A 24986-nucleotide genomic window follows, 5' to 3' on the forward strand; every position below is an offset into this window, starting at 1 on the left:
GCAGAGAGAACTTATGAGTACTTACAAACTTGATTATTTAGATCAACTCGAATCGGAAGCGATTCAGATTATGCGCGAAGTAGCCGGCCAGTTTGAACGGCCCGCGCTGTTGTTCTCGGGTGGAAAAGATTCCATCACGCTGGTGCATCTGGCCCTTAAAGCCTTTCGCCCCGGCAAATTCCCGTTTCCACTGGTTCACATCGACACCGGTCATAACTTTCAGGAAGCCACCGATTTCCGGGATTGGCTGGCCGAAAGTCTGGGCGAAAAGCTGATTGTCCGGTATGTGGAAGATACCATTCGCGAAAAGAAACTGAAAGAACCGACGGGCCGCAACGCCAGCCGGAACGCCTTGCAAACGTTTACCCTGCTCGATACCATCGAAGAATTTGAGTTCGATGCCTGCATCGGTGGCGCCCGGCGCGACGAAGAAAAAGCCCGCGCCAAAGAACGCGTCTTTTCCGTTCGTGACGAATTTGGTTCCTGGGACCCTAAACTTCAACGTCCGGAATTGTGGAACATTTACAACGGCAAGATTCACAAAGGTGAAAACGTCCGGGTTTTCCCGATTTCGAACTGGACCGAACTGGACGTTTGGAACTACATCAAGCGTGAAAATATCGACCTGCCCAGCATTTATTTTGCCCACGAACGTGAGTTGATTCTGCGCGACGGCAAGCTGCTGGCGACGGCCAAAGGCGTGATTCAAACCGAAGAAAGTGATCAGATTGTAACCCGGCGGGTTCGTTTCCGGACCGTTGGCGACATTTCCTGCACCGCAGCCGTAGAGTCAGACGCCGATACGCTCGAAGCCGCCATTGCCGAAATTCAGGCCACCCGCATCAGCGAACGGGGCGAAACCCGGATCGACGATCAGGTGTCGGAAGCCGCCATGGAAGACCGGAAAAAGGGTGGGTATTTTTGATTAGACAGGCTGTTGCTGTTACTCTTAGTTAAATGCCAACTGTAGCTTTTATTGATGGAATTAAAATCGAAATTTTCTTCAGAGACCATGTTCCACCGCACATCCACGCAACTTCTGCTGAGAATGAAGTTCTAGTTGTCATTGCGGATGCAACAGTGTATGCAGGCTCATTTCCAAAAAGAAAACTCAGTAAAGTAACTGACTATGTGACTGACTCTGAAAATAAAAAACGGTTAATGAAACTATGGAAAGAATACGGCGGCAGCTAATCAGACCGAAAAAATTACTAGAGATTGAGCCCTATAAAGCCGTAATCCTTTGGTCTAATGGCGAAATCAGAGTTAATGACTTTTCTCAGGAAGTGCAAGAGTGGGAAGCGGGAGCCAATAAATATTTAGCCAAATTGGCTGTTCCAAAAGTTTTTATGACCGCTTTTATAAAAGAAAATGCGCTTGCCTTTTCTGGCGTAAAAATTAAAGTCCCTGGAATTCCCGGAACGCAACCTCTTGATCTTGACCCGGATGTTTTGTACAAGGACAGTAAAAAAATAGGCAGATCCGTTTCCCCTGAAGAAATTAGCACTTTTACTAATCCGCGAAGAAAACCTGAAAAGCCTGCAATTGAATTAACATTTTCTAAAAAAGGGAAATCGATACAATTCTCATTTGGAGATTCAGAAGCTCCTGAATTAGGAAGAAAAATAAGGGCTTTATTCATTCAGATGGGAAATGAATTAATTAAGATTGAAAATTAAATGGACTTACTCCGATTTATTACCGCAGGTAGTGTCGACGACGGCAAAAGCACGCTGATCGGCCGCCTGTTATACGATTCAAAATCCATTCTGGCCGACCAGATGGAAGCCATCGAACGCGCCAGCAAAAGCCGCGATGACGGTGAAATTGACCTGGCTTTACTGACCGACGGTTTGCGCTCAGAACGCGAACAGGGCATCACCATCGACGTGGCTTACCGGTATTTCCAGACCACGAAACGCAAGTTCATCATCGTCGATGCGCCGGGGCATATTCAGTATACCCGCAACATGGTGACGGGGGCTTCCAATTGCCAACTGGCGGTGGTGCTGGTCGATGCCCGTCATGGCGTAGTCGAACAGACGCGCCGTCACTCGCTGATTGCGTCTATGCTCGGTATTCCGCACCTCGTGGTAGCCATCAACAAAATGGATCTGGTGGGGTATTCGCAAGACGTCTTTTCCAACATCTGCATCCATTATAACGAGCTGGCGCAAAAGCTGAATGTTGGCGAAGTAACCTATATTCCGCTGAGTGCCTTAAATGGTGATAATGTGGTTGATAAGTCGGTCAACATGCCGTGGTATGAAGGTGAGCCGTTACTCAGCCATCTGGAAACCGTCGTACTTGATCAGGATGAGAACCTGACGGATGCCCGTTTCCCCGTTCAGTATGTGATCCGCCCCCAAACCCCTGAACTGCACGATTACCGCGGGTACGCCGGTAAAATTACCAGCGGTATTTTCCGCAAAGGCGATGCCGTAACGGTTTTGCCAACCGGCGAAACGTCGACGATAGACGCCATCGAAATTGCCGAAAAACACTATGACGAAGCCTTTGCACCGATGTCGGTCGTTCTGCATCTGGCCGACGATGTGGATGTGAGCCGTGGCAATCTCATCGTGAAGTCGGACAACCAGCCGATTGTGAGCCAGAACGTCGAAGCGCTGCTTTGCTGGATGGACGCCAAACCGCTGAAAGTAGGCAGTAAATACACGCTTCAGCACGGTACATTCCGGACGCGTTGTGCGGTACGCGAAATCGTTTACCAATTGAACGTCAACACCTACGAAGAATTTACGGATGCCGAGAGCCTGAAACTGAACGACATTGCCCGTGTCATTCTAAAAACGGCGAAACCGGTCAGTTTTGATCCATACGGCAAAAACCGGGTCAACGGTGGTGCGATCCTGATCGATGAAACCTCGAACGTCACCGTGGGTGCGTTGATGTTACAGGGTGAAGTGGCGTAAGTGATGTATTCCTGTGGATCAGGGGATTGGTCTAGCTATAACCGCAGGGAATGACCAATAATAAAAAGTAGGTCTGCTCCTGCCGGTAACGGAACTCATAAATGAGTACATTTGTATGTAAACCATAGCTAAAAGTGCCGGAAAAACTTCCGGCCTTTTATTCAGAATATTAGTCTTTTAATTCTATCGACTATCTCACTAAAGCAATAGATCATGTCAGTTCAATTCACCGATAACGTCAGCGCAGCCGCAAAACGCGATATTCTGGTTCTACAGGAAAAAATTGGCAGTTTTGCTTCCGGCGACATGGCCGAAGAAAATTTCCGCAAATTCCGACTGGGACGCGGGGTGTATGGCCAACGCCAGCCGGGTGTGCAAATGATCCGGATCAAATTGCCCTACGGACGCATTACGGCGGATCAATTGATTCGAATTGCCGATATTTCCGACAAATACGCAACCGGAAACCTGCACGCTACGACGCGTCAGGACATCCAACTGCACTTTGTCAAACTGGCCGACACGCCCCAACTCTGGTCGGACCTCGAAGATGCCAAAATTACGCTGCGGGAAGCCTGTGGCAACACCGTCCGGAATGTGACCGGTTCGGCCAAAGCGGGCATTGATCCCGACGAACCGTTCGACATCACGCCCTACGCCTACTCCATTTTCGACTACCTGCTCCGCAATCCGATTTGCCAGGAAATGGGCCGGAAATTTAAAATTGCCCTGTCATCGAGCGAGAAAGATGCGGCTTACGGCTACATGCACGACGTTGGTCTGGTTCCCCGCATCAACGAAGAAGGCCAACGGGGCTTCAAGGTGATGGTCGGTGGCGGTTTGGGCGCGCAGCCTTACATGGCCGAAACCGCTTTTGAATTCCTGGAAGAAGATAAAATCATTCCGTTTATTGAAGGCTGTATCCGCGTTTTCGACCGCTACGGCGAACGGACCCGGCGGCACAAAGCCCGGATGAAATTCCTGTTACAGGACATTGGTCTGGAAGAATTTCTACGCCGGGTAGAAGAAGAACGGCTGGCATTGAAGAACAAAACATATGCAATTGATACCGATCTGGGTTTTACCTTCACCACGGACGAACCGTCATCCCAGGTAAATCCGGCGGAATTGTCAACCGACGCGCCGTATCAGGCGTGGTTGAAAACCAACGTTTTCGAGCAGAAACAAAAAGGCTGGTACGCGGTGCAATTGCGCGTTTTGCTGGGTGACATGCATTCCGACAAAGCCCGGGCACTGGCGTCGCTGGTGAAACAATACGCGGGGGATGACATCCGGGTGACCGTCAATCAGGGGTATCTGCTGCGCTTCGTTCGTCCGGAAAACCTGCCCGCTCTGTATGCCGGGCTCGACACGCTCGGACTGGCAACACCCGGTTTTGACTCAACCGCCGACATCACCACCTGCCCAGGAACCGACACTTGTAACCTCGCTATTTCGAGCAGCTACGGGATTACACGGGTGCTGGAAAAAATGATGACCGCCGAATTTCCCGATCTGATTTACAACAGCGACATCAAAATCAAGATTTCGGGTTGTATGAACGGTTGCGGACAGCACTCGGTCGCCAACATCGGTTTTCACAGTAGCTCCGTGAAAAACGGCGCTTACGTCATTCCAGCTTTGCAGGTGTTGCTCGGCGGTGGTTTCAACGGCAAGGGCGAAGGGCTATTTGGCGATAAAGTCGTTAAAATTCCAACCAAACGCGGCCCCGACGGACTCCGGATTTTGCTGAACGATTACGAAACCAACGGATTCGAAGGCGAATACTACAGCGACTACTACGCCCGTCAGGGTAAAAATTACTTTTACACGTTACTAAAACCGCTGGCTGATCTGAAAACCCTGTCGCAGGAAGACTATACGGACTGGGATCATACCGAACAGTTTGTGACCGAAATCGGAATCGGCGAGTGTGCGAGTGTCATGATCGACCTCGTTGCCACCACCCTGACCGAAGCCGCCGAAAAGCTGGGCTGGGCCAACGAAGCCTTCCGGGAAAGCCGCTGGGCCGACGCCATTTACCACGCGTACAACGTGTTCATTACCGGGGCCAAAGGCAGTTTGATGACGAAAGAAATCAACACCAATACCCAGCACGGTGTTGTGAGCGATTTCGACAAAAACTTCATCGGTGAACCCGGTTTTCATACCGAAGAAGGTGGCTTCAAAGCCCTGGTGTTCAGCATCAATAAAAACGAACCGACCGAAGAATTCGCACAGTCGTTCATCGCCCAGGCCGAATCCTTCATCGAGAACGTGAAAGCGTACCGCGAACGACAAATTGAACAGGACGGTCTGCCGCAACTGCGGGAACTGGTTATTGCGAAAGACAGCTAAGAATGATGAGTTGAGAGTTAAGAGTTAAGAATTAAGAGTTGGCTGACGCAGACAACTTTTAACTTTTAACTCTTAACTCTTAACTCTTAACTTATTTCTAATGAAATTAACGTTGGTAGGTGCGGGTCCCGGTGATCCGGATTTGATAACTTTGAAGGGTGTGAAGGCATTGCAGCAGGCTGATGTGGTCATGTACGATGCATTGGTACACCCCGATTTACTGGACTATTGCAAGCCGGATGCGCTGAAAGTGTACGTTGGCAAACGTTTGAACGAATACTCTTGTACGCAGGAAGAAATCAACCCGTTGATCGTCCATTATGCGCAGAATTACGGCCACGTTGTTCGGCTGAAAGGGGGCGATTCGTTCATTTTCGGGCGCGGGTATGAGGAGATGGAATACGCCCGGCAATTTGGCATTGAAACCGAAGTGATCCCGGGTCTATCGAGCAGCTATGCCGTGCCGGCACTGGCAGGCATTCCGCTCACCACGCGGGGCGTCAGCGAGAGTTTCTGGGTGGTTACCGGCACTACGAAAACCGGACAACTCTCTCAGGATCTGCACCTTGCCGCCCAGTCGACAGCGACTGTCGTTATCCTGATGGGCATGCACAAGCTGGCCGAAATCATGACGGTTTTTGGCGACTGTGGCAAAGCCGGACTGCCGGTTGCCATCATCCAAAACGGTTCACTCACGGAAGAACAAGTGGTTACCGGAACGGTTTCGACCATTCTGGAGCAGGTAGCTAGTTCACAAATAAGCTCCCCGGCCATCATCGTCGTTGGCGAAGTAGCCCGGCTGCGGGAGTTGCAGTTGGCTGATTTACAGAACTCTCTGGAACGGGATTAAGCCCATTACTTTTACATTTATTATTCATCATTTATTATTTTACATTGTTTTTTTAATAATAAATGATGAATGTAAAAATTAGAAGTAGGTTGTAAAATGGTATCATTTGCTTCTTTCCCCCTCTATGAACAACCTCTTCCCTATTTTCCTGAAGATTGAGAATCTGCAAACACTGGTGGTGGGTGGCGGATATGTGGGACTGGAAAAAGTGACAGCGCTGCTCTCCAATGCGCCCAACGCACCGGTTACGCTGGTTTCGCCCGAAATCCGGCAGGAAATTGTGGCTCTCGCGGAACAACACGCCAATCTCCACCTGATCTACGACTCCTATACAATCAAGTATCTGGACAACAACGATTTAGTCATCGTAGCGACAAACGATAAAGCCGTTAATGTTCAAATACAAACCGACTGCAAAACCCGCCGGATTCTCGTCAATGTGGCCGACACACCCGATTTGTGCGATTTTTACCTGAGTTCGGTTGTCAAGAAAGGGGATTTGAAAATTGCCATTTCGACCAACGGCAAATCGCCGACATTTGCCAAGCGGTTTCGGGAAGTGCTGGAGGACATATTGCCGGACTCCCTGCAGGAAACCCTCGACAACCTGCAAGCGATCCGAAACCGCCTAAAGGGTGATTTTCAACACAAAATGGAGCGGCTGAACGAGATTACTAAGGTGATGAAATCCTAAAACCGGGGCAGCAATTCCGCCAGATTGAGCGGTTCTTTCCGCAAAATGAAAACGTAGATCAACCCGGCCAGAACCAGATACATCGCAATCAACCACTTCTTTTTCTGCTCAAACTCGGCAGGGTGATGGTAGTAATCGTAATACATCGAGGCTGACAGGGCCAACACCATCAAAAAGAAAGAGAACACCGCACAATCCGTCCGATACGCCACCAGATCATGCATGAAACGGGCCCCCATCACAATGTAAAGCAGCCAAAAACCGAACCCGGCGCGGTATAGGTAAACGCTGAACCGCCGGTCGTTTTTTAAATCAAAGAGTCGGTCCGACATGATTGTCAGGAATTTATTCGAGTGAAATTACGTAATTTATAAGAAACAAGCAATTTTGTAACGGGTCCGTATACCACTAACGAAAAAACCATGCTAAGTGAGCAATCCAATACCGTTTCTCCGAAAGTAAAAACCATGAAAGTGGAGTTGAATCGCGTCGACGACGCTTTCCATTTTGAAGGCACGGGAGTTTCCGATGTTCCCATCCACATCGACGGTGCTGTTGACATCGGCGGTCACAACGCCGGCGCGCGGCCGATGGAGATGCTGCTGATGGGGCTGGCCGGCTGTAGTGCCATTGACGTCATTCTGATTCTGAAAAAACAGCGTCAGGTGATTGAGAACTTCCGCATTACTGTCGAAGGGCAACGACCCGCCGATGTTACGCCCGCTCCTTTTCAGTCCATCCATTTGCACTATATTCTGAAAGGTGATCTGGACGAAGACAAGGCGCGCCGGGCCATCGACCTGTCCATGGACAAATACTGTTCGGCTACGGCCCAGCTTCGTCCGACGGCCAGCATCACGTATTCACTGACGATTGAAAAATAAAAATAGACAAAAGAGGTGAGACAAGAGATGTGAGAAAAACCGGACGTTAGTAGTCAGAACATGAACGCTTTGTCTTTTTTCTCTTGTCTCACCTCTTTTGTCCGGAATCTTTTATCTCCCGAAAGGCTTTTTAACCCGAAAGCCTTTTTTTATTTTGGCACTATGAAACAGTACCACGACCTGCTCCAACATATTCTGGCAAACGGCACCCGTAAAACCGACCGAACCGGTACGGGTACACTCAGTGTTTTTGGGCACCAGATGCGGTTTGATTTACAGGAAGGCTTTCCGCTCGTTACGACGAAAAAAATACATTTGAAGTCGATTATTCACGAATTGCTGTGGTTCATCAAGGGCGATACGAACATCGGGTACCTGACCGAACACGGGGTGAAGATCTGGGACGAATGGGCCGATGAAAATGGCGAACTGGGCCCGGTATACGGCAAACAATGGCGGAGTTGGGAAGCACCGAACGGCCAGCTCATCGACCAGTTACAGGACGTTCTGAAGCAACTGAAATACCGCCCCGACTCGCGCCGGATGATCGTCTCGGCCTGGAATCCGGCCGACGTTCCCAACATGGCGTTGCCGCCCTGCCATGCGTTGTTCCAGTTCTATGTGGCTGAAAATCAACTATCTTGCCAGTTATACCAGCGCAGTGCCGATGTGTTTCTGGGCGTTCCGTTTAACATTGCTTCCTACGCGTTGCTCACGATGATGATTGCGCAGGAATGCGGCTATGAAGCGCACGAGTTTATCTGGACAGGCGGTGATACTCACCTGTATCTCAACCACCTGGATCAGGTAAAGGTGCAGCTTTCCCGCGAACCACGCGATTTACCGGTGATGAAACTGAATCCGGCGGTGAAGTCGATCTTCGATTTCAAATACGAAGACTTCAAGCTGGAGAACTACGATCCGTATCCGGCCATCAAAGCACCCGTAGCAGTTTAACGGCTAAAGACCGTGTGTACGTTTGAGTTTTTCATATTCGCGTTCGGCCAGGCTTTTTTCGTTAAAACCGTGGTAAACGCTGAAATAATGAGAGATTAAGCCGATTCCCCAGCCCAATGTAGTCCAGAGAGGCCACGGATACGTGCCCCATTTCTCCTGAAAAACCAAAAAGATAACCAGCCAGATCAGCCAAAGAACAACGTTGACAAACAGATAAGTCCGCAGATGCATTTTAAAGCCGGCACGGGCTTTAGCCTGCTTCCAAAGATGAGGGTCGCGTGTGTCCATGAAGGGGTCTACGAGTGTTGGGAGAATTAAGTTAGTGAGATTCAATCCATAATCCATACGTTAGGCCAACTTTCTTTTGCAGCGGGACTATAAGAAACCGTTTTTGAAATCTTGGTAACAAAAATCCCCCTTTATCCGACACCATGACCAACACCGAAATTATCGATATTCTGGAACTGACGGCCAAGCTCATGGAGCTTCACGATGTGGATGCGTTCAAAACCCGGTCGTTTCAGGCAGCCGCTTTCAACCTCGACAAAATCAGTGAAGACCTCTCCAAAATGTCTTTTCCGGAACTGCTCAAATTGCCGGGGGTTGGTAAATCCGTAGCCGGAAAAGTATTGCAGATTATCGAAACCGGGCGGCTTCAGGACCTCGACGATTTGTTGGCCCAAACCCCCGAAGGTGTGCTGGAAATGTTTCGGATCAAAGGCATCGGTGCCAAAAAAATCCGGATCATCTGGCGGGATTTCGGGATCGATACCATCCGGGATTTGCGGCTGGCCTGCGAAAGCGGGGAAATCGCCAAAATCAAAGGATTCGGCGAAAAAACACAGCAGGCCATTCTCGAATCGCTGGCCTTTCTGGAAAACCAGTCGGGCAAACTTCGCATGGACAAAGCCGAAGCCTTGTCGAACATGCTGCTCGATGTGTTTGAAAAAGAGTTCAGCCGCGTGGAAGTGGCCGGACAAATCCGCCGGAAAAGCGAGGAGGTCGACACCGTGCAGTACATTGTCTGTACCTCCGATCCAATTGCCGCCTTTGAATTTCTGAACTCCCTCTCCTACCTCGAACAGAACGAAATCGATTCCTCCCCTTTCATCTGGCGCGGGCAAGCCAGCGGTTACGACGTTCAGCTTGAGATCATTACCACCCCATCCGATCGGTTTGAAAGCCAGTTGTTCACACATTCGGCGGCTGAAAAACACCTGACGACTACCGGCACGTCGGGCCGGACGTTATTACAAACCAGCCGGGCGTTTCCGGCCGAAGCCGAAGAAGCGGTGTATGAACGGGCCGGACTGCCCTTCATCGTGCCGGAAATGCGCGAAGGCGGTTTTGAGTTCGACTGGGCGCAAACCCATTCGCCCGACGACCTCGTGACCTGGGACGCACTGCGCGGCATTCTGCACAACCACAGCACCTATTCCGACGGCAAACACTCGCTCGAACAAATGGCAACCTACTGCCGCGAGCTGGGATTTTCGTATTTCGGCATCGCCGACCACTCCCAATCGGCCACGTATGCCAAAGGGCTGGAACCGTACCGCGTGCAGCAGCAGCACGAAGAAATCGACCGGCTAAATGCTCAGTTTGGCGGTTCGTTCAAGATTCTGAAAGGAATCGAATCTGACATATTGGGCGATGGTTCGCTGGATTACAGCGACGACCTGCTGGCAACGTTCGATTACGTCGTGGCATCGGTGCATTCCAATCTGTCGATGACCAGCGAAAAAGCGACGGCCCGGCTGATCAACGCCATTCAGAATCCCTACACGACCATTTTAGGACACCCGACGGGTCGTTTGTTGCTGGCCCGGGCGGGCTACCCCATTGATTACAAAGCCGTCATCGATGCCTGCGCCCAACACGGCGTCGTCATCGAAATCAACGCCAGTCCCTGGCGGCTCGATCTCGACTGGCGCTGGATTCAATATGCCGTGAATCAGGGCGTTATGCTGAGTATCAATCCCGATGCGCACGAAATGCCCGGTTTTCACGACATGCACTATGGCGTGGCGGTTGCCCGCAAAGGCGGTTTGACCAAAAGCATGACGTTTAATGCCCTCAGTTTAAATGAAATAGAAGCGCATTTGCAGAAAAGAAGGCGTCAGTAGCCAGTTTCGGTATCGATCAAATAACGAATGTAATTTTAATCCTAAGTTTATTCGTTATTTACTATTCAATATTTGATCTTTACAACACGAAACCAATTTTACAACCTGACCTAGATGCGATTTTTCTACTTCACCATTGTGTGCAGTTGGCTTATCCTATTTGCTGCGGCAGCCCAGCCAAAAACCGACAAATCCAATCATTCCCTTACGGGCTACGTTCGCGACGCAATCACCAAAAAACCCATTCAGGGCGTCACGGTTTTTATTACCGAAAACCGCCGGGGCGTCAACACCAGCCGCGACGGTTTTTTCGTCATTCCCCTCCCCGGCGGCACCTACAACGTCAAGTTTACCCACATCGGTTTTCGGCCACAAACGCACACCATTGTCCTGAACAAAACGGTTTTGACCGAAATTTTGCTGGAAGACGATTCCAAAGATCTGGAAGAAGTGACCGTCACGACCGAAGCGCCCGACCGAAATGTGAAGAAAGTGGAGCTGGGCGTAACGCAGATGTCCATCAAAACCATCAAGCGCATTCCGGCTTTTATGGGGGAAGCCGATGTAGTGCGGAGTCTGCTGCTGCTGCCGGGCGTCACCACCGTGGGCGAAGGCGCTCCCGGCATCAACGTTCGGGGGGGCAGCACCGACCAGAATCTGGTGCTGATGGACGACGCGCCCATCTTCAATTCGAGCCATTTGATGGGCTTTTTCTCAGTTTTTAACCCCGACATTGTCCGCGACGTTACGCTCAACCGGGGCGGAATTGCGCCGAGTATGGGCGGACGGGCCGCTTCGGTGCTCGACATTCGGGTGAAAGAACCGGAGATCGACAAACTAACGGTAAATGGCGGGATCGGGATCGTTGCCAGTCGGTTGGGCATTGAGGGGCCGCTCTTCAATAAAAAACTGTCCTTTCTGCTGGCCGGTCGGGCGTCGTTCAATGATTTTCTGTTTAAGCTCATGCCCCGCAGTATTCGGGAAACGAAAGCGAATTTCTACGACCTGACGACCAAATTAAAATTCCAACCCAATGAAAAACACACTGTTACGTTCACGGGGTACGCGAGTCGCGACGAATTTAAACTGGCTTCCGATTCGCTTTCGACCGTAGAAGTCAATGCCTCTTCCACGGTTTTTGAATACCGAACCGTGAATGGAACGCTGAAATGGAACTACTTCATCAACGACCGTTTCAATCTGACCACGACCGCCGTATACAGCCAATACCGCCCCGAAACGTCGGCTCCCGACCCGGCCAACGCCTTTCGGCTTACCTCGGAAATTTTGCACCGCCAACTGAAAGCCGACCTGAGTTATGCCGCAACGAGTAACCACCAGTTGCAGGGCGGCATCAGCCTGATCGATTATTACCTCCAGCCTAACAAGCTCGTCCCCGGTTTTCAATCGAACGTGCTGCCGAAAGCGATGCCCATCGAACGGGCGTATGAACTGGCGGTTTATGCCCAGGATGAATGGAAAGTGAACGAAGCCTTTTCTATTCTGGGCGGGATTCGCTATTCCCAACTGCTGAATCGGGGACCGGCCAGCGTCCCCGTTTATGAGGAGGGTGTTCCCCGCGAACCCGAAACGACATCGTCTTCCACCGCCCACGCCAAAGGACAGATTTATCACCAGGCAGGCGGTATCGAACCCCGTCTGGCGTTGCGCTGGACCGTGGCCGAAGGTCAGTCCATTAAGGCGGGCTACAACCGTCTACGGCAATACATCCACCTGATTACCAACACGACAGCCGCGCTGCCTGTCTCGCGCTGGAAGTTGAGCGATTCGTTCGTGAAGCCCCAAATTGCCGATCAATGGTCGGTGGGGTATTTCAGAAACACCGCCGGAAATGCGTTTGAAGCGTCGGCGGAAGTGTATTATAAAACATTGCAAAACGCCATTGATTTCAAGGATGGGTCGGAATTGCTGCTGAATCCGACCCCCGAAACCGAGTTGTTGCAGGGAACCGGCAAGGCCTACGGACTGGAAACCCAACTCCGCAAAAACAAAGGTCACTGGATCGGCTGGGTCAGTTACACCTACTCCCGGTCTTTATACACCATCAACGGGCCTTTCCCGGAAGAACGGGTGAATAATGGCCTCGAATACCCGACCAACTTCGACAAACCGCACACGCTGAATGCGATGACGACCTTTCGGCCCAACAGCCGGGTGAATGTGTCGTTCAATTTTACCTACAGCACCGGCCGCCCCGTGACCCAGCCCTACGCCCGGGCCCGCGTCAACGGCATCATTGTTCCCATTTATATAAACCGGAACCAGCAACGGATTCCCGATTACCACCGCCTGGATTTTGCCATCGAGTTTAACCAGAATCCAGCCAAAATACGGCGGTGGGAACGAAGCTGGGTCTTTTCGATCTACAACGTTTACGCCCGCAAGAATGCCTATTCAGTGTTCTTCAAGGTCAATTCGGCGTCGTTGTCAGATGGCTATAAACTGTCGGTGTTCGGATCGGCCTTCCCATCGCTGACCTACAATTTCAAGTTTTGATGCGTTATGAAAAGCCTGATTCTTACCGGTTTTCTTTTACTGCGGTTTTGCTCTTCCCCCTTCGTCTTCTTGATTTTGGGTCTGGTCAGCTCGTGCATCAGTCCCTATCAGCCGGATACACAATCCATCGGGCGGGCATTGGTCGTAGAAGGATTGATCACCGACCAGCCGGGACCCTATGCCGTCAACCTCACGCAAACCGCCGACTACACGTATTCAGGTCTGAATCTGCTCGTGAGTGGTGCCACGGTAACACTATCCGACAATGCCGGGAATCAGGAGGTGCTTCGGGAAGTCAGTCCGGGCTATTACCAAACTACGGCAACCGGCATCCGGGGCACCGTGGGCCGCTCGTATAAAATCGCCATCCGAACCACCGACGGGAAACAGTATGAATCGTCTCTGGAAGTTTTGAAAACCGCCCCGCCGATCAGCCAACTGACGTATGAATTTCAATATAATACGACATCCTTCGAAAACGACAAACGGAACACCTGGGCGGTTTATCTGGACACCAAAGACCCGGAAACGCCCGGCGATTATTACCGGTGGGTCTGGAAAAATTACGAATTTACGGCAGCCTGTCTGTTGAGTCCCAACATCAATTCGGATGGATATTACATCGGTTTACGCCCCTGCTGCACGGATTGCTGGGACATTAACCAGTGCTACAGCAACTGCATCAACATCAGCTCCGACGCGGCCATTAACGGCAAAGCCATTAGCCGTCAATACATTATGAGCGTACCGTTTACGTCGCGCGGGATTTATTACGTGGAAGTGGAGCAGCAATCGATCAGTCCGGGGGCTTATCAGTTTTTCAACAGTGTCAAAAAATTGGTCAACAACACGGGCGGTTTATTTGATGCGGCTCCGGCAGCCGTTGGCGGAAATATCAAGTGCACCAGCCATCCGGGCGAGGTCGTTTACGGGTATTTCGGGGCCGCCGGGGTCAGCGTGATGGCCTTGAAAGTAGACCGTTCGAAAGATGCCGTCGGCATTCCAAACGGAAAGAATATCCTGCTCGATAACCTGGCGCCCTGCCTTGCCTGCGAAAACAGCATCTACCGAACACCCAACAAACCGCGTTTCTGGGATCAGTAGCTTCCCACCCCGTCAGCGGTCGCAGACCCTGACAGCGGTGGGAAGCTACTGATCCCAAAGGCATCCAAATAAACAGCTATTGGGGCACCAAATAATACCTTCCAAAGTCATCCAATTAGCACCAGCACCGCTGTCAGGGTCTGCGACCGCTTACAGGGTGCTGATGCTAATTGGATGACTTTTATTACCGGTTTTCGTCAAAACCTGAAACGAAAAACCGATGGAAGAAATTGAACCCCTCGAACCAGGGCGGTATTACCACATTTACAACCGTGGCATCAATGGAACAGCCCTTTTTTCCACCGCCCACCATTATCGTTTCTTCTTAAAACAATATGCTAATTACCTAACTCCGGTTGTTGACACATTTGCGTATTGCCTCATGAAAAACCACTTTCATCTGATGGTTCGGGTAAAAGAAGCGCATGAATTTGATCGGGAGAAGCTTTTAAGCGAACGGGGCTGGTTGAAAGTCCCCAATGCCAGCCGACAGTTTTCCAATCTCTTCAACAGCTATGCCCAACATTTCAATGCCAATACCCAACGAACCGGCAGTTTGTTCGAACGCCCTTTTCACCGGAAAGTGGTTGCGGATGACTCCTACTTCACCCGGCTTATTTTCTACATTCACAATAACCCCGTTAAACACGGCGTAACCGGAGATTTGACAACATATTTGTATTCTTCCTACCAGAGTCACTTATCGACAAAGCCCACTTTATTGATGCGGGAAGCCGTTTTGACGTGGTTTAACGGGAGACAGGAATACATTCGTTTCCATCAGGAAATGGGCAACCAGGACTTCGATAACGTATTCACCCACCCCGTCAGCGGTCGCAGACCCTGACAGGGTGGAAATCCGGATCATAAGTGATTCGGTACTCCCACCGCTGTCAGGGTCTGCGACCGCTGACGGGGTGGGGCCACCGAATCACTTATAGATCGGCAATCACACAGGTTTTGCACCTTTCCTTCAAAAATCTCCCGGCCATATCGTAAATTTGGCGGCAATGCATACCACCCCTGCCAAGTTTCTGATTATCCGGTTTTCGTCCATCGGCGACATCGTGCTGACGACGCCGGTTATACGTTGCCTGAAACAACAGGTTCCGGGTGCCGAAATCCATTATTGCACCAAGCGATCCTTTCAGTCACTCATCGAATCCAATCCGCATGTCGACAAGGGAATCTACCTGGATGGAAACCTGAACGACCTCATCCGCCAGTTGCGAACCGAGCGGTACGATTACATCATCGATCTGCACAATAACCTCCGTACCCGCATCATCAAACTGCGGCTGGCCGTTCCGTCGCGCAGTTTCGACAAACTGAACTGGGAGAAATGGCTCTATGTCCAGTTCAAAGTGAATACCATGCCACCCCTCCACATTGTCGACCGGTATTTGAAAACGACGGAATCGTTTGGGGTGGTCAACGACGGGAAAGGGCTGGATTACTTCATTCCTTACAAAGATATCGTGGAACCGGAATGGTTTCCCATCACCCACCGCCGGGGGTTTGTCGCCTACGCCATTGGCGGCCAGCACAATACCAAAAAACTCCCCGTAGCGCGCATGATTGAATTGTGCCGAAAGATCAATTATCCGATTGTTCTGCTGGGGGGGAAAGAAGACGCTGCCGCGGGTGAAGAAGTCCGTCAGGCTTTGGGTGATAAACTGATTTACAACGCCTGCGGAAAATACAACCTGAACCAGTCGGCTTCGATTCTCCAGCAGTCGGCGCTGGTTTTCAGCCACGATACGGGGCTGATGCACATCGCGGCTGCCTTCCGAAAAAAAATCTACGCAATTTGGGGCAACACCACGCCACAACTGGGCATGTACCCCTACAAAACCAATTTTGTTTCGCTCGAAAACAAACTGTTGCCCTGTCGTCCTTGTTCTAAAATAGGTTACGATCAGTGTCCGAAGGGTCATTTCAACTGCATGAACGAACTACCGTTCGATTTTGACCTGAAAGAACTGAAACGTGGCACCGGGCCTTCTACGCGAAGAACCGGCCCGGAACGTTAATCCCATTGAAACATCACATGTCAAAAAAAGTAAACATTGGCCTGGTGCAGATGTCCTGCTCGGCCGACCTGGACGCTAATCTCGAAAAAGCCATCGCCGGCATTCGGGAAGCTGCCGCCAAAGGCGCCCAAATTGTTTGTTTGCAGGAATTGTTTCGCTCGCTGTATTTCTGCGATGTAGAAGATCACCACAATTTCAGTCTGGCCGAAGCCATCCCCGGCCCCACCACCGAACGGCTGGGAGAAATTGCGCGGGAAACCAATACTGTTGTCATTGCGTCGTTATTTGAAAAACGGGCCGCCGGTTTGTACCACAACACAACCGCCGTTCTCGATGCCGATGGCACGTATTTGGGCAAATACCGCAAAATGCACATTCCTGACGACCCCGGTTATTACGAAAAGTTTTACTTCACCCCCGGCGATCTGGGCTACAAGGTGTTTGAAACGAAATATGCCAAAATCGGTGTCCTGATTTGCTGGGACCAGTGGTATCCGGAACCGGCCCGCATTACGTCTCTGATGGGTGCCGAAATCCTGTTTTACCCCACCGCCATCGGCTGGGATACGGAAGAGACCGATCCCAAAGTGGATGAGGAACAATATAATGCCTGGCAAACCATCCAGCGCAGCCACGCCATTGCCAACGGCGTTCATGTGGTTTCGGTGAACCGGGTTGGGCAGGAAGGGGGCCAGAAATTCTGGGGCGGGTCGTTTGTGGCCAATCCCCACGGCACCCTGCTGTATCTGGCTCCTCATGAGGGAGAAGTCACTCACGTTCAGGAAATTGATTTAAGTTTAACTGACAAATACCGTACGACCTGGCCCTATTTCCGTGATCGGCGAATCGATTCGTACCAACCCATCACGAAACGCTATTTGGACGAATGACCAACCGTATGAAGCTTTTTCTGATTTCTTTAGTTGTTGCCCTGGCCGGGTTCGGTTTATGGTATAATCGGTATACCAGTGGCCCCGAGCCGGTTATCGTTCCTCACCAGGGTGCCTTACCGGCCCAAACCGCCTTGACCCCAACGCCCCGGCAATCCTTTACCCCCACCACCCGCAAAGGCTACTGGAATCCGGATGTCGTCGGAGATTTCACGCTCCCCGCCACCAAATCCGTGACGTTCAGCGGTGCCGGGCGCAATCTGCATGTCGAACAGGATTGGTCGAAGCTATTCCGGCGGGGCTTTTCGTCCGTCGACAAAACCCGGATGTCGCCGGACGAATACCGGAGTGAATGGAATCCCAAACCGCAAGGCTGGACCAGTCGGCTGAAACCGTCTCAGCGGGCGTTGACCATTGGACAGGGTTATTTGGCTGGTGCGCCTTTTAACATTGAATGGGCCAGGTCGGGCGATAAAGCACCGGAAACCTGGTACAAGCGTCCGTGGGGCGACCAGGGATTTAAAAATAGTGTGTATACTGCCATGCAGGAACTCAATGGAGAATGCGAAAATTTTGGCGATTGTAACCCGAACAATAAATTAAATACGTACGGAAAAATCTTTTTTGACATTGAAAATGAAGGCGTTGGCAACGTCCTGAACCGGCAGGAACAGGTCAATCTCTATGTTTTTATGATGAAGTCGCTTCGGGAGTGGATCAGCCCCTACACCGAAATCGGCTCCATTGCTCCGGTTCCACTCAACGGCTACGGGTATTCCCGCGCCCGTGAATACAAGGGTTCCCCGGAATGGCTTTGGGCCATGCCTGCCCGGCATACAGCCACCTCGCGCCAACGCGGGATGCCCGACGAAATTGTCGGCAAAACCTTTGCCGATTACATTGATTTTCAGATGCCGGGCACCTATTACATGTACCCCGATTTCGATTATTCCATTCCCCACAGCGACGATGGCGCCCGCCATTGGCTGGGCGCTTTGTTACACGAACAGGAAGTCAACGCCCGGCTTTCGCCCAAAAAACGCATTGCCTGGCAATGGCTTTTCAACACCCAAAGCAGTGAATTCCCCAACAGCGAGAAAGCAAAAAATGCGGCTCCCCCGGCGGTTGCCGAAGGAATTGCGGTATTTTACTGGTTCACGGGGGCCTATGGGGTGATGTTCTGGGATGACGCAACGGAACTGAAACCTGACCAACCAACGCCCGCAGACGTCAATCAGCAGGGTCTGGGTAATGACCGGGTGTATGCCTGTTACGAACATTATATCCACGGACTCTGGCGGTTGTTCAAACATCACGGCGACCTTTTCAATGGCCGCGAAAAATACCTGAACGACCAAACCGAATGCTCGGTTGACGGCGGAAAAACCTGGTATAAGTACACTGCCAATCAGCTAAAAACCAACAACGTACCGTTTGTCAGAGCCATCGTCAACGGGAATCAGATTCTGGTGGCGGCAACCCAACCCTACGGAAAACCCGACCAGCGCGAACAGGTGCTGGTGCGATACATTCAGGACGGGTACCAATTTTATACGACCATCAATCTGAAAGGCGACGAAATATTTCTGGGTCGGGCAACGATGTCGAGTGATGCCGCAAGCCGGAAGAAAGCGGCCAGCAGTCCAAAGAAAGTCGCGGTAAAACAAAAGAAAGCCTGATTCTTCTTCTGCCTTACGGTAAAAACCGGACAATGATGTCGATCCTTAGAGTTCGGCCCGGTTTTTATCCTTACAGGCCATCAGTAAACCGTTTGGCTTAAAACGGTTATTTTATCATCTTGCGCCCGTCTAATATTGTTCCGTCTTTCATCGGCAAGAACGATACGTTTTAACCTAACACAAGATGGCAGAACAAGAAACGAGTTCCGGGCTGGAGGGCTTCGGAAAAAAACTCCTGAATCTCTTTATCAAAGAAGAACCAACGACAGGTAAACCGATAACGGCCTTTCCACAAAACCCGCCCAATCCGGTTTCCGTGCCGATCACACCGGCCAGCCCGGTTCCGGCAGCAACGGTGCGTGAACCAACCGCTTCGTCAGCGGTGCCTGAGGGTGCGGTCGACACGAAGTTTGTCGATCATTTTGCGGCTGTGCTGTCGAAAGCGAACCAGCCCGGCCCCGATTATTTCGAGTTTCGGGAAACGCTGAAAAACCTGTCGAATCTCAATCTGAGTGAAGACCAGCAGTATCAGGCGGCCTGGGCCAGTTTCAAGGCAATGGGCGGTTCGGCCAACGTGGCCGGTCTGGTCAGTTCGGCCAACCAGTATCTGACGGCCTTGAACAACGACCAGCAGGCGTTTTCGAAAACCGTGGAGGAAGCCCTGACCGAAAAAGTCGGCGGTTTGTCGAACGAGCAGAAACAACTGCAATCGGAGAATGAGCAACTGGCCAAACAGATGCTGGAAATTCAGCGAAAAATGGACGCCAACAACGAACGGCTGGCCAGAATCGGCGGGGAGTTAAATGAACAACGGCAGAAAATCACCCAGAACCAAAGCAATTACGAAGCGACACTGGCCGTCTTCGTCGGCCAGATCAAGCGGGATCTGCTCAAACTGGGGGAGTATATTAAATGACGATTTAAACAATAAACCTTACACTAGACAATGGCATCAACTCCTGATTTTTCACAAGTGGGTGGCCGAACCGAGGACGGCGATAAGCGTTCGTTCTGGAGCCGCCCGGAAGGCATCGCGGGGCTGTTTTTTCTGGCCGCCATCGGTGCCATGGGACTGGTATACTTCAACCGGATCGTTGAATTTCTGATCAAGGTTACCGAAAATACGCTGTATCTGGCGGGTCTGCTGGCGGTTCTGGGCTTCCTGATCTTCCTCTTTACGAGTAAGGATGTGCGGACTGCGGTTTTCTTCCTGTATAAAACGCTGATGCGGAAATTGACAGGTCTCGTGATTCAGCTCGATCCGATTGCGATCATGAAGATTTACGTCAGTGATCTGAAAGACAAACGACGCAGCATGCAGGGACAGATCGACACGCTGGCGGGGCAACTGGTGAAACTGAACCGGAAAATTACAGAGAACAACGAGGTTATCAAGCAGAAGTTTGCCGAAGCCAACAAAGCCAATGCCATGACCGACCGGCCCGGTATGCGGGAAGCCGCCCAACTCGCCACCATCGAAGGCGCCGGTTTGCAGGAAATGAACGAAAAACTGCAACCGCTTCAGCGCAACATGCGGACGGTGCTGGAATTCATGGAGAAAGTGAACAAAAGCGCCGACTACATCATCAAGGAAACCGAGATCAAGGTCAAGCTGAAAGAGGCTGAATACCAGATTGTAAAGGAAAGCTCCAACGCGCTCCGGACGGCCATCAGCATCTTCAAAGGCGACCCCGACAAGAAGTTTTACTTTGACGAGTCGATGGAGTACATTCAGGACGACATGAGCAAAAAGCTCGGCGAAATGAAGCGGGCCATGGACATGTCGATGGACTTCATCAACTCGGTCGACATCCAGAACGGTATTCTTTCGGACAAAGGCCAGGCTTTGCTGGAAGCCTACAACCACGGTGAATTCAAAATCATCAAGTTGGATGAAGCCCCCCCGGCCACACCCGCCAGCCGCCAGGTCAACCCGCCGAAAGACAATGGTTACCGGAGTCTATTAGATTAATTTTGAATGAGTGAATGATAGAATGAGTGAATATTTTTCACCTTATCCTCATCACTCACTCATTCTATCACTCACTCATTCTATCATTCACTCATTCTATCATTCAAAATTTAACCCCATGCAACGCTTAACCGTAGCCGGAAGGCTCCTCATCACGGCCCTGATCCTGGCCGCTATCTACTTTGGTTTTAAATACATCGGTGGAGTCGATTTACTGAAAAAACTAGCGCCGAAAGAAACTACTGAACAAACGTCCGACTCGCCGTCAATGCCGTCGACCTCTGCGGATGCGACGTCTGAAGAAAGCACCAAACCCGCCGACGCGGAAGCGACCGACGAAGCCGGTTCGCGTCCCACGTTCAACTACACGCCACCGGCTCCGCAAAACGGCAAGCTGAAAGGCGTCGTGGAATTGGGAGCCAGCGGTTTTAACTCGTTCATCATTACCGTCGATGCCCAGAAAGCGTGGAAACTGGAGAAATCCGAATTTGGGAATAGCCTGGTGCTGGAAAATATGGCCACCGACCAGGACGTTCGCGAAGGGTTGAAAAAATACATTTCCCAGATGCTGAACTTCGGGGTAGCCGGGCGCGACATTCACTTTGTCGTTAGTTCGGGAGCGGTGAAAGCCGACAATACCCAGAAAATCATCAAGGCGTTGAAGTCGCTCAACTACGTAGTCAATACCGTAACCGCCGAACAGGAAGGTCGTCTGGCATTGCGGTCGGTCTTGCCGAAAGATTTTGAAAGCAATGGTTTTGTGGTTGACATTGGCTCCGGAAACACCAAGATTTCGTGGAAAGACGGTGGCAAAACCGCTGCGCTGGAAAGCTACGGCGCCAAGTATTTCCAGAATGGCGACGATGACACCAAAGTGTACAACGAGGTGAAAGCGCTTTCCGAGAAAATTCCGGCGGCCAATCGCAAGACTTGTTTCATCATTGGCGGGGTTCCTTTCGAACTGGCCAAGCAGGTTCGGAACGGCAAGGAACGCTACACGGTTTTGAACGCGCCATCGGCGTATACATCCGGTGAAGCCAAAACCAAAGCCGGTGTCAACATCTACAAAGCCATCGCCGACGGCACCAACTGCGACCAGTTCGTCTTCGACTGGGATGCAAACTTTACCATTGGTTATCTGCTGACGTTGTAATACGAGTTGTTTCGCGGAGTTGAGCGGAGAAAAAGGGAGTTAAGCAGAGAGAAATAAATACTCCGTTTAACTCTTTTTTACTCCGCTCATCTCCGCGAAATAACTTCTCATTCCATGACTTTACAGGACTTCTTCGACTCCGTTTCTGCCAACCCAGCCCTTCTGACGGTTTTTCTGCTGGCCATTCCGGCACTGGCGTTTGTCGTCAATATGTGGTCGGGCGAGAAGGCGGAGGAGATCTGGCGGTGGCGGTTTGTATACGCGACGCTGGTGTACCTGGCCTGTATTCCCGGTATTTTCGCCTTTACATTAAACGTCTATCTGTTCCTCTTCGAACGGCAAAGCATCTGGCGGATGAACCTCGTCACGCAGGTGCTGCCGGTGCTGACGATGGTGGCCACGCTGATGCTCATCAAACGCAAACTTCCCTTTTCTTACATTCCCGGTTTTGGTAAACTGTCGGGCTTCATGACGCTCATTGCGGCCCTCATCGGCATTCTCTGGATCATCGACCGAACCCGCATCTACGCCGTCACTTATATTCCCTTTACCTACATTCTGGTTGGATTCGTCGGACTGCTGCTGCTCGTTCGTTTTGCCTGGAGCAAATTGTTTTAGCTCAGTCCATCTTCGGAAGCTGTTCATTCATGAGTTGAGTCATCCATAATTTTGTAGTTTTGTGGTGTGATATCAAAAATTACATGAATATACATACCGAACATCATTCGTCAAACCCCCATTTTATTCCGGCTCAGAACGGGTTTTTCTTCCCGGCCGAATGGCATCCGCACGTCGCAACCTGGCTCAGTTGGCCGCATACCGAAGCGTCATGGTCGAACGAGCGGCAGGAATTGATGTTTCCGGCTTACCTGGAGTTTATTCGAGCCATCAGCGAGAGTGAGCAGGTTTGCATCAACGCCCACAACGAAACCGTCATTCAAACAGCCAAAATGCGGTTATTGATGGCCGGAATCGATTTGTCGAAAGTGACACTTCTGCCCCACCCGACCAACGATTCCTGGTGCCGCGACCACGGCCCGGCATTTCTGATCAATCCCGCTTCGAAGGAAAAAATTATCGTCAACTGGGAATACAACGCCTGGGGCGGAAAGTATCCGCCGTACGAACGGGACGGGCTCATTCCGGTCGAAATTGCGCACTACCGGCACTTGCCCTATGTCAATCCGGGCATTGTCATGGAAGGGGGCGCGGTCGAGTTCAACGGCAAAGGCACGGTTTTGACCAGCCGGGCGTGCCTGCTGAATCAAAATCGGAATTCGCACCTGACCCAAGCCCAGATTGAACAGTATCTGTGTGATTATTATGGGGTTCAGCAGGTGTTGTGGGTGGAAGAAGGTATAGTTGGGGACGACACCGATGGACACATCGACGATACCGTCCGGTTTGTCAACGAAGATACCGTGGTGGTGGCAACCGAAAACAATCCCAACGATGAGAATTACCCGTTCCTGCAGGAAATTCATCAGGAGGTGAAAGCCATGCGCTTGCTCAACGGCAAGCAACTGAACATCATTGAGTTGCCCATGCCCGACCCGGTCATTAGCGAAGGCCAACGCTTACCGGCTTCTTACGCCAATTTTTACATTTCGAACGGCTCGGTGATCGTACCAACCTTCCGGTGCGACAAAGACCAGACGGCCCTCGATATTCTTACCACCTGCTTCCCAACCCGGAAAGTGGTGGGCATCGACGCAACCGAAATCGTCTGGGGCTTAGGCACCTTTCATTGCCTGAGCCAGCAGGAACCAACCCTCGATTGATGCAGTACGACAAGAAGATCTTTGGCTCGGTTGCCAATACCGACAACGGGGAAGTAAGTGCCGCGACGACGTTCTGGTATCACCAGGAAGGCGAGGTGGTCTGGGCCGAATACCGGGGCGGTTCGGTAGTCAAAGGGTTTCTCGTCGCGAAAGTGCTGACCGACGGGGAACTAGACATGGTGTATCAGCATTTGAATACGGACGGTGACTTCCGAACCGGTGTCTGCCGTTCCACCCCCGAAGTGCTGCCCGACGGTCGCATCCGGCTGCACGAACGCTGGCGATGGACCAACGGCGACGGCTCGGAAGGCGCGTCGGTGATTGAAGAAATTGCCTGATCAACCTATTATGAAATTTCTGTATTTATTTGGTATTCTGTTTATTACCGCTTGTTCCAGTCAAAAGCCGCTCACGGCGGAAATGAAACTCAGCCAGCTCAAAGCGGTTAATCTGGAAGAGACACTGACCCGGAAAGACGAGCTGATGATGACGTGGTCGCTCACGGCATTCGATAGTAAAAACCGCCTGGTGGGGGTTGCCTCCAGCGCTTGGGGTGTAGAAAAGGTTCAGAAAGGGGCGGTTTTATCCTTTGAAAATCAAGCTCCTGTGCAGGTTTCCATGCCGAAAGGCGGTAAGATCATTGCGTCCCTGTTGCTGATTGAAGTCGATGACTATAGCCAGGCCCAGCAATGGATCAAACGCGTTCGCGACATCAACGGCTGGATTCAGGTGCCGGTCGGTTTTTTCGAGATCGGCTCCGAACTGCTGACACCCCTGAAATACGTTACCACCGCTCTGGCGGCCGCCGGAATGGGCGTTCAGTTGACCGACCGGCTGGATAAGGACGACATTCTGGGACAAAGCAGCGTCGAGTTGCGGGACAGCAGCAACGACCACCAAAAGAAGGAGACGGCGATGCACGTACCGGCCCGGTTTTCGGGACGACACCTGCGCGATTCGTTTGAATACCAGGTCGACTATGACATTCGGCTCAAAAGAATAAAAATAAAGCCCGCTTCCAGTCGTTAAAAAAGTAGATAACCGATTCTAATTCA

25 protein-coding genes are annotated in these 24986 nt (G+C 51.2%); 23 read left to right on the plus strand and 2 right to left on the minus strand.

Annotated features, from left to right (window positions below):
• Positions 1-13: 13 nt before the first annotated feature.
• The 7 genes from cysD to DUE52_RS28530 all read left to right on the plus strand — a co-directional run bounded on the left by cysD (position 14) and on the right by DUE52_RS28530 (position 6835).
• Complete coding sequence (gene cysD / locus DUE52_RS28500; protein WP_114409500.1) at positions 14-925, plus strand: sulfate adenylyltransferase subunit CysD; 912 nt, start codon at positions 14-16, stop codon at positions 923-925.
• Positions 926-957: 32 nt separating this feature from the next.
• Positions 958-1194 carry a DUF4160 domain-containing protein gene (locus DUE52_RS28505; RefSeq protein ID WP_114409501.1) on the plus strand — a complete coding sequence of 79 codons (237 nt, stop codon included), beginning with the start codon at positions 958-960 and terminating at the stop codon, positions 1192-1194.
• On the plus strand, positions 1170-1679 hold the full coding sequence (locus DUE52_RS28510; protein WP_114409502.1) for a hypothetical protein: 510 nt from the start codon (positions 1170-1172) through the stop codon (positions 1677-1679). Before DUE52_RS28505 ends, DUE52_RS28510 begins: the two co-directional genes overlap by 25 nt.
• Positions 1680-2933 (plus strand): sulfate adenylyltransferase subunit 1, encoded by a 1254-nt coding sequence (locus tag DUE52_RS28515; protein WP_114409503.1) that lies wholly within the window; start codon positions 1680-1682, stop codon positions 2931-2933.
• A gap of 213 nt (positions 2934-3146) precedes the next feature.
• On the plus strand, positions 3147-5291 hold the full coding sequence (locus DUE52_RS28520; protein WP_114409504.1) for a ferredoxin-like domain-containing protein: 2145 nt from the start codon (positions 3147-3149) through the stop codon (positions 5289-5291).
• Positions 5292-5391: 100 nt separating this feature from the next.
• Positions 5392-6141, plus strand: coding sequence for a uroporphyrinogen-III C-methyltransferase (gene cobA, locus DUE52_RS28525; RefSeq protein WP_114409505.1), 750 nt, complete (start codon positions 5392-5394; stop codon positions 6139-6141).
• A gap of 124 nt (positions 6142-6265) precedes the next feature.
• Positions 6266-6835, plus strand: coding sequence for a precorrin-2 dehydrogenase/sirohydrochlorin ferrochelatase family protein (locus DUE52_RS28530; protein ID WP_114409506.1), 570 nt, complete (start codon positions 6266-6268; stop codon positions 6833-6835).
• On the opposite strand, the gene DUE52_RS28535 is transcribed toward DUE52_RS28530, so the two are convergent.
• Positions 6832-7167, minus strand: coding sequence for a hypothetical protein (locus DUE52_RS28535; protein ID WP_114409507.1), 336 nt, complete (start codon positions 7165-7167; stop codon positions 6832-6834). The two genes, DUE52_RS28530 and DUE52_RS28535, sit on opposite strands and share 4 nt — an antisense overlap.
• 90 nt (positions 7168-7257) lie before the next feature.
• Here DUE52_RS28535 and DUE52_RS28540 point away from each other — a divergent pair, with 90 nt between their 5' ends.
• A complete protein-coding gene (locus DUE52_RS28540) occupies positions 7258-7719 on the plus strand; it encodes an OsmC family protein (protein ID WP_229312341.1) in 462 nt (153 codons plus the stop codon).
• Positions 7720-7881: 162 nt separating this feature from the next.
• Positions 7882-8676, plus strand: coding sequence for a thymidylate synthase (locus DUE52_RS28545; protein ID WP_114409508.1), 795 nt, complete (start codon positions 7882-7884; stop codon positions 8674-8676).
• Between the two features lie 3 nt (positions 8677-8679).
• On the opposite strand, the gene DUE52_RS28550 is transcribed toward DUE52_RS28545, so the two are convergent.
• A complete protein-coding gene (locus DUE52_RS28550; protein ID WP_114409509.1) occupies positions 8680-8964 on the minus strand; it encodes a 2TM domain-containing protein in 285 nt (94 codons plus the stop codon).
• Between the two features lie 143 nt (positions 8965-9107).
• On the opposite strand from DUE52_RS28550, the gene DUE52_RS28555 reads away from it, so the two are divergent.
• The 14 genes from DUE52_RS28555 (at position 9108) to DUE52_RS28620 (ending at position 24960) form a co-directional block, all read left to right on the plus strand.
• Positions 9108-10802 carry a helix-hairpin-helix domain-containing protein gene (locus DUE52_RS28555; RefSeq protein ID WP_114409510.1) on the plus strand — a complete coding sequence of 565 codons (1695 nt, stop codon included), beginning with the start codon at positions 9108-9110 and terminating at the stop codon, positions 10800-10802.
• 114 nt (positions 10803-10916) lie between these two features.
• Positions 10917-13319, plus strand: coding sequence for a TonB-dependent receptor (locus DUE52_RS28560; RefSeq protein ID WP_114409511.1), 2403 nt, complete (start codon positions 10917-10919; stop codon positions 13317-13319).
• 6 nt (positions 13320-13325) lie between these two features.
• A complete protein-coding gene (locus DUE52_RS28565; RefSeq protein WP_114409512.1) occupies positions 13326-14423 on the plus strand; it encodes a DUF4249 domain-containing protein in 1098 nt (365 codons plus the stop codon).
• A gap of 382 nt (positions 14424-14805) precedes the next feature.
• Complete coding sequence (locus tag DUE52_RS28570) at positions 14806-15270, plus strand: hypothetical protein (RefSeq protein ID WP_114409513.1); 465 nt, start codon at positions 14806-14808, stop codon at positions 15268-15270.
• Between the two features lie 163 nt (positions 15271-15433).
• Entirely contained in the window at positions 15434-16456 is a 1023-nt protein-coding gene (locus DUE52_RS28575) for a glycosyltransferase family 9 protein (RefSeq protein ID WP_114409514.1), read from the plus strand.
• Positions 16457-16473: 17 nt separating this feature from the next.
• Complete coding sequence (locus DUE52_RS28580) at positions 16474-17346, plus strand: carbon-nitrogen hydrolase (RefSeq protein WP_114409515.1); 873 nt, start codon at positions 16474-16476, stop codon at positions 17344-17346.
• 8 nt (positions 17347-17354) lie between these two features.
• Complete coding sequence (locus tag DUE52_RS28585; protein WP_229312342.1) at positions 17355-19025, plus strand: hypothetical protein; 1671 nt, start codon at positions 17355-17357, stop codon at positions 19023-19025.
• Between the two features lie 184 nt (positions 19026-19209).
• The gene (locus tag DUE52_RS28590) at positions 19210-19941 is read left to right on the plus strand and encodes a hypothetical protein (protein ID WP_114409516.1); all 732 of its coding nucleotides are present in this window, start codon (positions 19210-19212) and stop codon (positions 19939-19941) included.
• 30 nt (positions 19942-19971) lie between these two features.
• A complete protein-coding gene (locus tag DUE52_RS28595) occupies positions 19972-20997 on the plus strand; it encodes a hypothetical protein (RefSeq protein WP_114409517.1) in 1026 nt (341 codons plus the stop codon).
• A gap of 118 nt (positions 20998-21115) precedes the next feature.
• Entirely contained in the window at positions 21116-22150 is a 1035-nt protein-coding gene (locus DUE52_RS28600) for an acetate and sugar kinases/Hsc70/actin family protein (RefSeq protein ID WP_114409518.1), read from the plus strand.
• Between the two features lie 114 nt (positions 22151-22264).
• On the plus strand, positions 22265-22768 hold the full coding sequence (locus DUE52_RS28605) for a hypothetical protein (RefSeq protein WP_114409519.1): 504 nt from the start codon (positions 22265-22267) through the stop codon (positions 22766-22768).
• A gap of 83 nt (positions 22769-22851) precedes the next feature.
• Complete coding sequence (locus DUE52_RS28610; RefSeq protein WP_114409520.1) at positions 22852-23931, plus strand: agmatine deiminase family protein; 1080 nt, start codon at positions 22852-22854, stop codon at positions 23929-23931.
• A complete protein-coding gene (locus tag DUE52_RS28615) occupies positions 23931-24269 on the plus strand; it encodes an avidin-fold protein (protein WP_114409521.1) in 339 nt (112 codons plus the stop codon). The genes DUE52_RS28610 and DUE52_RS28615 overlap by 1 nt, the downstream gene beginning before the upstream one ends.
• Positions 24270-24279: 10 nt before the next feature.
• Positions 24280-24960, plus strand: coding sequence for a hypothetical protein (locus tag DUE52_RS28620; RefSeq protein ID WP_114409522.1), 681 nt, complete (start codon positions 24280-24282; stop codon positions 24958-24960).
• The last annotated feature ends 26 nt before the right edge of the window (positions 24961-24986 follow it).

The organism is Larkinella punicea (assembly GCF_003334855.1).
GTDB lineage: Bacteria > Bacteroidota > Bacteroidia > Cytophagales > Spirosomataceae > Larkinella > Larkinella punicea.

Excerpts from the sequence above, each read along its gene's own strand:
- cysD (WP_114409500.1), top strand. The coding sequence starts at position 14 with ATGAGTACTTACAAACTTGATTATTTAGATCAACTCGAATCGGAAGCG.
- DUE52_RS28505 (WP_114409501.1), top strand. The coding sequence starts at position 958 with ATGCCAACTGTAGCTTTTATTGATGGAATTAAAATCGAAATTTTCTTC.
- DUE52_RS28510 (WP_114409502.1), top strand. The coding sequence starts at position 1,170 with ATGGAAAGAATACGGCGGCAGCTAATCAGACCGAAAAAATTACTAGAG.
- DUE52_RS28515 (WP_114409503.1), top strand. The coding sequence starts at position 1,680 with ATGGACTTACTCCGATTTATTACCGCAGGTAGTGTCGACGACGGCAAA.
- DUE52_RS28520 (WP_114409504.1), top strand. The coding sequence starts at position 3,147 with ATGTCAGTTCAATTCACCGATAACGTCAGCGCAGCCGCAAAACGCGAT.
- cobA (WP_114409505.1), top strand. The coding sequence starts at position 5,392 with ATGAAATTAACGTTGGTAGGTGCGGGTCCCGGTGATCCGGATTTGATA.
- DUE52_RS28530 (WP_114409506.1), top strand. The coding sequence starts at position 6,266 with ATGAACAACCTCTTCCCTATTTTCCTGAAGATTGAGAATCTGCAAACA.
- DUE52_RS28535 (WP_114409507.1), bottom strand. The coding sequence starts at position 7,167 with ATGTCGGACCGACTCTTTGATTTAAAAAACGACCGGCGGTTCAGCGTT.
- DUE52_RS28540 (WP_229312341.1), top strand. The coding sequence starts at position 7,258 with ATGCTAAGTGAGCAATCCAATACCGTTTCTCCGAAAGTAAAAACCATG.
- DUE52_RS28545 (WP_114409508.1), top strand. The coding sequence starts at position 7,882 with ATGAAACAGTACCACGACCTGCTCCAACATATTCTGGCAAACGGCACC.
- DUE52_RS28550 (WP_114409509.1), bottom strand. The coding sequence starts at position 8,964 with ATGGACACACGCGACCCTCATCTTTGGAAGCAGGCTAAAGCCCGTGCC.
- DUE52_RS28555 (WP_114409510.1), top strand. The coding sequence starts at position 9,108 with ATGACCAACACCGAAATTATCGATATTCTGGAACTGACGGCCAAGCTC.
- DUE52_RS28560 (WP_114409511.1), top strand. The coding sequence starts at position 10,917 with ATGCGATTTTTCTACTTCACCATTGTGTGCAGTTGGCTTATCCTATTT.
- DUE52_RS28565 (WP_114409512.1), top strand. The coding sequence starts at position 13,326 with ATGAAAAGCCTGATTCTTACCGGTTTTCTTTTACTGCGGTTTTGCTCT.
- DUE52_RS28570 (WP_114409513.1), top strand. The coding sequence starts at position 14,806 with ATGAAAAACCACTTTCATCTGATGGTTCGGGTAAAAGAAGCGCATGAA.
- DUE52_RS28575 (WP_114409514.1), top strand. The coding sequence starts at position 15,434 with ATGCATACCACCCCTGCCAAGTTTCTGATTATCCGGTTTTCGTCCATC.
- DUE52_RS28580 (WP_114409515.1), top strand. The coding sequence starts at position 16,474 with ATGTCAAAAAAAGTAAACATTGGCCTGGTGCAGATGTCCTGCTCGGCC.
- DUE52_RS28585 (WP_229312342.1), top strand. The coding sequence starts at position 17,355 with ATGAAGCTTTTTCTGATTTCTTTAGTTGTTGCCCTGGCCGGGTTCGGT.
- DUE52_RS28590 (WP_114409516.1), top strand. The coding sequence starts at position 19,210 with ATGGCAGAACAAGAAACGAGTTCCGGGCTGGAGGGCTTCGGAAAAAAA.
- DUE52_RS28595 (WP_114409517.1), top strand. The coding sequence starts at position 19,972 with ATGGCATCAACTCCTGATTTTTCACAAGTGGGTGGCCGAACCGAGGAC.
- DUE52_RS28600 (WP_114409518.1), top strand. The coding sequence starts at position 21,116 with ATGCAACGCTTAACCGTAGCCGGAAGGCTCCTCATCACGGCCCTGATC.
- DUE52_RS28605 (WP_114409519.1), top strand. The coding sequence starts at position 22,265 with ATGACTTTACAGGACTTCTTCGACTCCGTTTCTGCCAACCCAGCCCTT.
- DUE52_RS28610 (WP_114409520.1), top strand. The coding sequence starts at position 22,852 with ATGAATATACATACCGAACATCATTCGTCAAACCCCCATTTTATTCCG.
- DUE52_RS28615 (WP_114409521.1), top strand. The coding sequence starts at position 23,931 with ATGCAGTACGACAAGAAGATCTTTGGCTCGGTTGCCAATACCGACAAC.
- DUE52_RS28620 (WP_114409522.1), top strand. The coding sequence starts at position 24,280 with ATGAAATTTCTGTATTTATTTGGTATTCTGTTTATTACCGCTTGTTCC.